The organism is Halomonas sp. BC04 (assembly GCF_000568385.1).
The window spans coordinates 1-7,671 of the sequence record NZ_AZQX01000196.1 but is presented as its reverse complement, the minus strand read 5'-3'; the positions used below and the strand labels follow the sequence as shown (position 1 = coordinate 7,671).

Here is a 7,671-nt window from a genome sequence, read left to right as displayed (position 1 = left end):
CACCCTGGTGGGGGGCGGTCTACCAGGACGGGATGGACCGCCAACTGATGCTGGGTGGGGCGGGTCTGGCAGCCCTGCTGGGCCTATGGTTGCTGATACGCCGTCGCCGTTCTCGCGAAACGGCATCGACAAAGAGCTTTGCCAGCATGCCCAGCGTGACCTACGGAGCGCCGGCTGAGCCCATGGGCGCACCGCCGCCGGCCTCTGGCACGACTCCACCGATCGTGGCGGGCATGTCCGTCGCCAGTGCCGAATCGGCTGTCGAGCGGCCTGCACCGATGCCGCAAGCGGAGGCGATCAGCGAGGCGGACATCTTCATGGCCTATGGCCGCTACGACCAGGCCAGGGAGAGCCTCCTGGCCGGACTTGCCCGCGAGCCCGAGCGGGATGACCTGCGGCTGAAGCTACTCACGGTTCATGTGGAGCAGGGGGACTGGCCATCGGCCGAGCGCGAGGCGCAGCGTCTCGCCGAAGGGGGCGATCCCGCCTTGATGGCGGAAGCCAGTCGGCTCATGGCCGCTCATCGTGCGGCGGCGTCCGACGACGACAAGGGCCGGGACCAGGCACCAGCCGCGTTTGCTGCCGCCGGAGAGTTGCCGCCACAGACGTTCGATTCACTGCTCGACCCGCAGGGCGACGAAGCCGAGGAGCGCCGCGAGGTCGAGGAGCGCAGTGAGGTTGACGAAAGCGGGGGCATCGAGGCGCAAGCACCACTTTTCGAAACAGTGGCGCCTTCGGATGGCGATGACGACGACAGGGTGGCACAGGTCGGTGAGCCTGAGCCGGTCCCTCCATCGGATAGGGCAGATAAGACAGCGACCGTCACATCTTCTACCGACAGTGACCATGCCGGTGAAAGCTCAATGAGGGCGTGGGACATGATCGATTATCAGCCACCCACCCTCGACCCTGAACCGGGTCGTCGCGAGGAAACACCGATGCAGCCCAGCATCGAATTTCCCACCACCGGGTCAGGCATGGGGAAGGAGGCCGAATTGGCCGCCGACGGTGATCGGGAGGATGCGCGGGAAGAGGCCGCACCCCTGGGCGAGGTGCCCTTGGGCGAAGCGCCAGGGATGGAAGAGGAAGAGTGGGAAGTGGAGGAGGTGGCCTTTCCGCCGCTGGACCGGGATAATGAGGGCGCTAGCGACACCCTGGCCGGGTTCGACGAGCTGGATGAGGCGCGGCGATTGCTGAACGTCGGTGCGACCGAGCGGGCGCACGCCTTGCTTCAGCGCCTGAGGGATAGCGCCGACGACCCCAGGCTTCAGGCCCAGGCCAAGGAATTGATCACCCACTATCGACTCTGATGGCCGAATGACCCTTTTTCGACGTCTCGATGAACGCACCCCCCTCAGCGGCCGCCTGGCCCTGGGGGTGGAATACGATGGCAGCGCTACTGCGGTTGGCAGCGCCTGAAGAACGCACCGTCGGTACAGGCCGAGCTGGAGCGGGCGCTGGCGAAGGTCGCCAGCCAGCCGATCACGGTGCATTCCAGCGGGCGCACCGATTCCGGCGTACATGCCACCCGCCAGATCGTCCACTTCGACCCACCGGTGCCGCGTTCACAGAAGGCGTGGGTATTCGGCGTCAACGCCAACCTGCCGCGGGACATTGCGGTGCGCTGGGTGCATGAAGTGCCGGATGATTTCCATGCGCGCTTCAAGGCACTGGCGCGGCGGTATCGCTACATCATCCTCAACCAGCCGAGTCGGCCGGTACTCGAGAGGGCCAATGTCACCTGGTGCCGCGACCCGCTGGACGCGGAGGCGATGCATCGCGCGGCACAGGCAGTGGTGGGCGAGCATGATTTTTCCAGTTTCCGGGCGGCGGGCTGCCAGTCCAAGACGCCGTGGCGCAAGATGCATTTCATCGAGGTACACCGTCATGGGCCCCTGGTGGTCGTCGACATCCAGGCAACGCCTTCCTCCATCACATGGTCCGCAACATCGTCGGTGCCCTGGTGACGGTGGGGCGCGGCAACGTCGGCGACGATTACCTCGCTGAGCTCATGGCGCTCAAGGACCGAACCCGTTCCGACGTCACCGCCCCGGCCTGTGGCCTGCACTTCGTCGATTCGCTTTATGACGAAGTATGGGGGCTGCCCCGGGAGCCGCTCGGGCCCAACCTGCTGGCTTTCCTCGGCGAATGGACCGGTGAGCGGGAGCTGCCCGACTGCCCCATGGTCCAGTTCCGTCGAGGGCGCCCGCTGGCGGAGTCGCTCCCTCCAGCAGGACTGGCGGATACACTGGTCGAGGAGAAGGCGCCATGAGTGATTCGTACCGGCACCTCGTCCGCACTCGCATCAAGTTCTGTGGACTGACCCGTGAGGAGGATATCGACGCCGCCGTGGCCGCCGGTGCCGATGCCCTGGGTTTCGTGCTCTGGCCAGGCAGTAGCCGCCACGTCGATGAGTTTCGCCTGGCGGCGCTCGTCGAGCGGGTGCCCGCCTTCGTCACCCGCGTTGGGCTCTTCGTCGATCAGTCGCCGGAGCTGGTCATGCGGGTCAGCCGGTATCTGGACCTGCTGCAGTTCCACGGCGACGAAGCCTCTGCCTACTGTGCCGGCTTCGAGCGCCCCTGGATCAAGGCGCTGCGCATGCGTGACGGCCTCGACCTGCATGCCGCCGCGGCCGACTATCGGGGTGCCCAGGCGCTGTTGCTGGATGCCTATCGGCCCGGTGTGCCAGGCGGCACAGGGGAGACCTTCGACTGGTCGCGAATCCCCGCAAGCCTGGCAAAACCTGTTATTCTCGCGGGAGGTCTGACGCCGGCCAACGTGGCCCAAGCCATCACCAGCGTGCGTCCCTTTGCGGTGGATGTTTCCGGAGGCGTCGAGGCGACTCCAGGCTGCAAGGCCCCCGAACTGCTGATGGCCTTCGCGGCAGCGGCGAATGGTGCCGATGGCGAGCTTCGCCGGCTGCGTTGAGCGTCGACCGTATCTCCCTTGTCTTTCCCCTGTTCCTACTGGCGACCCTGTGAGGTGTCTTTCGTGAGCAAGTTCAGTGACCTGACCCGACTGCCGGATGCCCGTGGCCATTTCGGTGCCTATGGTGGCCGGTTCGTTTCGGAGACCCTGAGCTTCGCCCTGGACGATCTGGAGAAGGCTTACCTGAGCCTTCGTGACGATCCCGAATTCCAGGCCGAAATCGACTATGACCTGGCCCATTACGTGGGCCGTCCATCACCGCTCTATCATGCCGAGCGATGGTCGAAGCAGCTTGGCGGGGCGCAGATCTGGCTCAAGCGGGAAGACCTGAACCACACCGGCGCCCACAAGGTGAACAACACCATTGGCCAGGCGTTGCTGGCCAAGAAGAGCGGCAAACCACGGGTGATCGCCGAGACCGGTGCCGGGCAGCATGGCGTGGCCACGGCCACCGTAGCCGCTCGCCTCGGGCTGAAATGTGACGTCTACATGGGTGCCGAGGACGTACAGCGCCAGAAGCTCAACGTCTATCGCATGCACCTGCTGGGGGCCAATGTGATTCCGGTGGACTCCGGTACCCGCACGCTGAAGGATGCCATGAACGAGGCGCTGCGCGACTGGGTGACCAACGTCGACGACACCTTCTACATCATCGGTACCGTGGCCGGCCCGCATCCCTATCCCATGCTGGTGCGTGACTTCAATGCCGTAGTCGGCCGTGAGGCGCGTCGACAGTCGCTGGAGGAGTTCGGCCGGCTACCCGATGCGCTGATTGCCTGCGTGGGCGGCGGCTCCAACGCCATGGGCCTGTTCTACCCCTTCGTCGAGGACGATGAGGTGGTCATGTACGGCGTCGAGGCCGGCGGCGATGGCGTCGAGACCGGACGCCACGCGGCACCGCTCGCTTCCAATGCGCCCCGTGGCGTGTTGCACGGCAACCGCACCTACCTGATGTCCGATGAGGGTGGCCAGGTTTCCGATACTCACTCGATCTCTGCGGGCCTGGACTATCCCGGCGTCGGCCCCGAGCATGCGCTGTGGAAGGACGCGGGGCGGGTCAACTACGTGGCAGCCAACGATAAAGAAGTGCTTGAGGCGTTTCGCGAGTTGACCCGGGTCGAGGGCATCATGCCCGCGCTGGAGTCCGCCCACGCCCTGGCCTATGCCAAGGTGCTGGCGCCGACCATGCGTCCCGACCAGAACATCGTCGTCAATCTTTCCGGTCGCGGCGACAAGGACATCATGACGGTTGCCAAACTCGACGGCATTGAATTCTAAGGGGCTCCAATGAACCGTATCGACCAACGCTTCGCCGCGCTCAAGGCCGATGGCCGCCGGGCGCTGATTCCCTTCATCACCGCTGGTGACCCGGCCCCCGAGCATACCGTCGGGTTCATGCATGCCCTGGTGGAGGCGGGTGCCGACATCATCGAGTTGGGGGTGCCGTTTTCCGACCCCATGGCCGATGGCCCGGTGATCCAGAAGGCCTGCGAGCGTGCGCTCAAGCACGGCGTGCGCTTGACCCACCTGTTCGAGATGGTGCGCGAGTTCCGCCAGACCGACACCGATACGCCGGTTGTCCTCATGGGCTACCTGAATCCGGTCGAACGGATCGGTCTGGACGCTTTCGCCGACCAGGCAGCCGCGGCGGGTGTCGACGGGGTGCTCACCGTCGACATGCCCCCCGAGGAAGCCGATGTGCTCGGCCCGATCCTCAAGGCCCGGGGCCTTGCTTCGATCTTTCTCGTTGCCCCTACCACTTCCCATGAACGGGCCGCTACAATATGCGGCCATGGCGAGGGCTACCTCTACTATGTGGCCCTCAAGGGTGTAACCGGCGCGGCGACGCTCAACGCAGAGGACGTGGCCGCCCATCTGGCTCCGCTGCGCGAACTGACCGACCTTCCGCTCTGCGTGGGCTTCGGCATTCGCGATGGCGCCTCGGCCGCGGAGGTCGGCAAGGTGGCCGACGGCGTGATCGTCGGCAGTGCGCTGGTCAGTCGTATCGCCGCCAATGCCGAGAACCCGGGTGTCATTGCCGGTGAGCTCAAGGCGGTACTGGGTGACATGCGCACCGCGCTGGATGCCCTGAGCGGACGCTGATGCCGCCAACCCATTCGATACACGACGCCCGGCCATGCCGGGCGCGACAGCATACGGAAGCCTTTCATGAGCTGGCTTGACAAGATCGTACCTTCCATGGGGCGTATACAGCGCAAGGATCGGCGCGCCAGCGTGCCCGATGGCCTGTGGCGCAAGTGTCCCAAATGCGAAGCAGTGCTCTACCTGCCTGAGCTGGACAAGCACCACAACGTCTGCCCCAAATGTGATCATCACCTGCGGCTGACCGCGCGCAAGCGCATCGACTGGTTTCTCGACAAGGAGGGGCGTGAGGAGATATCGGCCGATCTCGAGCCCACGGACCGACTCAAGTTCCGCGACTCCAAGAAGTACAAGGATCGCCTCAGTGCCGCCCAGAAGGAGACCGGCGAGAAGGACGCGCTGGTCGCCATGCGCGGTAGCCTCGATGGCCTGCCGGTGGTCGTGGTGGCCTTCGAATTCACCTTCATGGGTGGCTCCATGGGGCCGTGGTGGGGGAGAAGTTCGTGCGTGCCGCCACCCTGGCACTGGAGGAGCGCATTCCGCTGATCTGCTTCTCCGCTTCGGGTGGGGCGCGTATGCAGGAGGCGTTGTTCTCGCTCATGCAGATGGCCAAGACCTCTGCCGCGCTGGAACGGCTGCGCGAGGCGGGCATTCCCTATATTTCGGTCCTCACGGACCCGGTGTTCGGTGGTGTCTCCGCATCCCTGGCCATGCTTGGTGACCTCAATGTGGCCGAGCCCAACGCCCTGATCGGCTTCGCCGGCCCGCGGGTCATCGAGCAGACCGTCCGCGAGAAACTGCCCGAAGGCTTCCAGCGCAGCGAATTCCTGCTGGAGCACGGTACCGTGGACATGATCGTATCGCGTGGCGACATGCGAAACAGGCTGGGTGGGGTGCTGCGAAAGCTGACCCATCAGCCTGCCAGTGGTCTCGACGATGAGTTGCTGGTGGAGCCGGACCTGGTCGATATGGCCGAACAGGTAGAGGAAGTGGAGCTCGAGCAGCCCGGCGCCTCCGAGCCGGCCGACGACCGGGACGCGACTTCGGAGCCGGGCGACCCCGAAAACGAAGCCGACCGTTCCGAGTCGCCGCGTTGACCCGGTCGTGACGCGGCCCGCTACATCCCGGCGGCTCGATGCCTGGCTGGAAAGGCTGGAAGCAGCGCATCCCATGGGCATTGACCTCGGTCTCGACAGGGTGGCCGAGGTCGGCCGTCGTATGGGGCTACTCGATGCCACCCTGGCTAGGCGTGTCATTACCGTGGCGGGGACCAACGGCAAGGGCTCCACGGTGGCCTTGCTCGAGGCACTGGCCCGCGCGCATGGCCTTTCCACCGCCAGCTATACCTCGCCGCACCTGCTGCGCTACAACGAGCGGCTGCGCCTGGATGGAGCGGAGGCCAGCGACGCCATGCTGATTGCCGGATTCGAGGCTGTCGAGGCGGCACGCCTTGACGGCGATCCTGTCAGTCTGAGCTACTTCGAAGTCGGCACCCTGGGCGCCCTGTGGGCCATCGCCGGCATCCAGCCGGACCTGGCAATCCTGGAGGTCGGCCTGGGCGGGCGCCTGGATGCGGTGAATATCATCGATGCGACGTGGCGGTGGTTACCACCATTGCCCGGGATCATTCGGCTTACCTGGGCGACGACCTCGAAGGCATCGGCCGTGAGAAGGCGGGTATCTTTCGCCCCGGGAGACCGGCGGTCCTGGGCAGCCAGGAGCTGCCCGACAGCGTGCGCGAAACGGCTGCAGCGCTCGGGACTCCGGTCTTGGCTTTAGGTGAGGCCTTTCAGTGGCATGAGACGGGGCCTTCCAGCTGGCGCTGGCAGGGTGCCGGATTACCCATCGATAATGCTTCCCTCGAAGACTTGCCGGACCCCGGCCTGCCGCTGGACAATGCAGCAACGGCTCTTCAAGCCTTGGCACTGGCCGATCTGGCCCTGGATGCTGCCGCCTGCCGGCTGGCGCTGACCGAAGTCAGGCTGCCTGGGCGGATGCAGTGGCTGGGGCAGTGGTGTCTCGACGTTGGGCATAATCCCCATGCTGCGGCCTATCTGGCGGGGCGGCTGCAGGCCATGGCCTGCACAGGCCGAACGTGGATACTGCTGGGCATGTTGGGCGACAAGGATGCCGATGGGGTGATCGGTGCACTGTCGACTGTGGCGGATGCCTGGGTGACAGTCACACTGGAGGGCTCGCGCGCACGTACGGCCGAGGAGTTGGCCGAACATGTGCTTGGTAGTGGCGCGACAGTGGCCTTTCAGGCGGCCTCGCCGGAGGCGGGTGCCAAGTGGCTCAGCGACCGGCTCTCCCCTGAGGATCGAGTGCTGGTCTGCGGTTCCTTCTTTACCGTAGGCGCCATTCTGGCGTGGTTGCAGGCGTAGGTGTGGTTTAGCTGGGCAGGAGGTCAAGATGAAGTACGGAATGCGTGAACGAGTCAGCGGGGCCATCATCCTGATCGCCCTGGCGGTGATCTTCGTGCCGATGCTGTTCGACGACCCGGCGCCTCGCGACGAGCGGCCGCAACCCGTCATGAGCATTGAACAGCCGGTCCCGGTGGAGCGCCGCGATGTGCCCGACCCCCAGCCGCCGGGCAGCCTGGGAGAGATACGTGGCCCCGAGTCGGTGGGCGAGGTCGGC

At 65.6% G+C, this 7,671-nt stretch carries 4 protein-coding genes and 4 pseudogenes; all 8 read left to right on the top strand.

From position 1 onward, the window contains the following. The coding region (locus Q427_RS32315; protein ID WP_442905496.1) for a type IV pilus assembly protein FimV at nucleotides 1-1,310 on the top strand (1,310 nt) is incomplete at its 5' end. A 7-nt stretch (nucleotides 1,311-1,317) separates the two neighbouring features. After that, nucleotides 1,318-2,272 (top strand): annotated as a pseudogene (gene truA / locus Q427_RS13895) (tRNA pseudouridine(38-40) synthase TruA). Continuing rightward, a complete protein-coding gene (locus Q427_RS13890; RefSeq protein WP_051496377.1) occupies nucleotides 2,269-2,928 on the top strand; it encodes a phosphoribosylanthranilate isomerase in 660 nt (219 codons plus the stop codon). Before truA ends, Q427_RS13890 begins: the two are co-directional and overlap by 4 nt. A 63-nt stretch (nucleotides 2,929-2,991) precedes the next feature. Continuing rightward, nucleotides 2,992-4,206: a tryptophan synthase subunit beta gene (gene trpB, locus Q427_RS13885; protein ID WP_155833558.1), complete on the top strand. Its 1,215-nt coding sequence runs from the start codon at nucleotides 2,992-2,994 to the stop codon at nucleotides 4,204-4,206. A gap of 9 nt (nucleotides 4,207-4,215) precedes the next feature. Next, a complete protein-coding gene (trpA, locus tag Q427_RS13880) occupies nucleotides 4,216-5,031 on the top strand; it encodes a tryptophan synthase subunit alpha (RefSeq protein ID WP_043514857.1) in 816 nt (271 codons plus the stop codon). 66 nt (nucleotides 5,032-5,097) lie between these two features. Then, nucleotides 5,098-6,128, top strand: a pseudogene (gene accD, locus Q427_RS13875) (acetyl-CoA carboxylase, carboxyltransferase subunit beta). 73 nt (nucleotides 6,129-6,201) lie between these two features. Next, nucleotides 6,202-7,415, top strand: a pseudogene (folC, locus tag Q427_RS36915) (bifunctional tetrahydrofolate synthase/dihydrofolate synthase). 28 nt (nucleotides 7,416-7,443) lie between these two features. Beyond that, nucleotides 7,444-7,671: pseudogene (locus tag Q427_RS13865) on the top strand (SPOR domain-containing protein); the annotation flags it as partial.

What these genes read in the sequence shown, in the direction of transcription:
- trpA (WP_043514857.1), top strand. Translation starts at nt 4,216, where the DNA reads ATGAACCGTATCGACCAACGCTTCGCCGCGCTCAAGGCCGATGGCCGC.
- Q427_RS13890 (WP_051496377.1), top strand. Translation starts at nt 2,269, where the DNA reads ATGAGTGATTCGTACCGGCACCTCGTCCGCACTCGCATCAAGTTCTGT.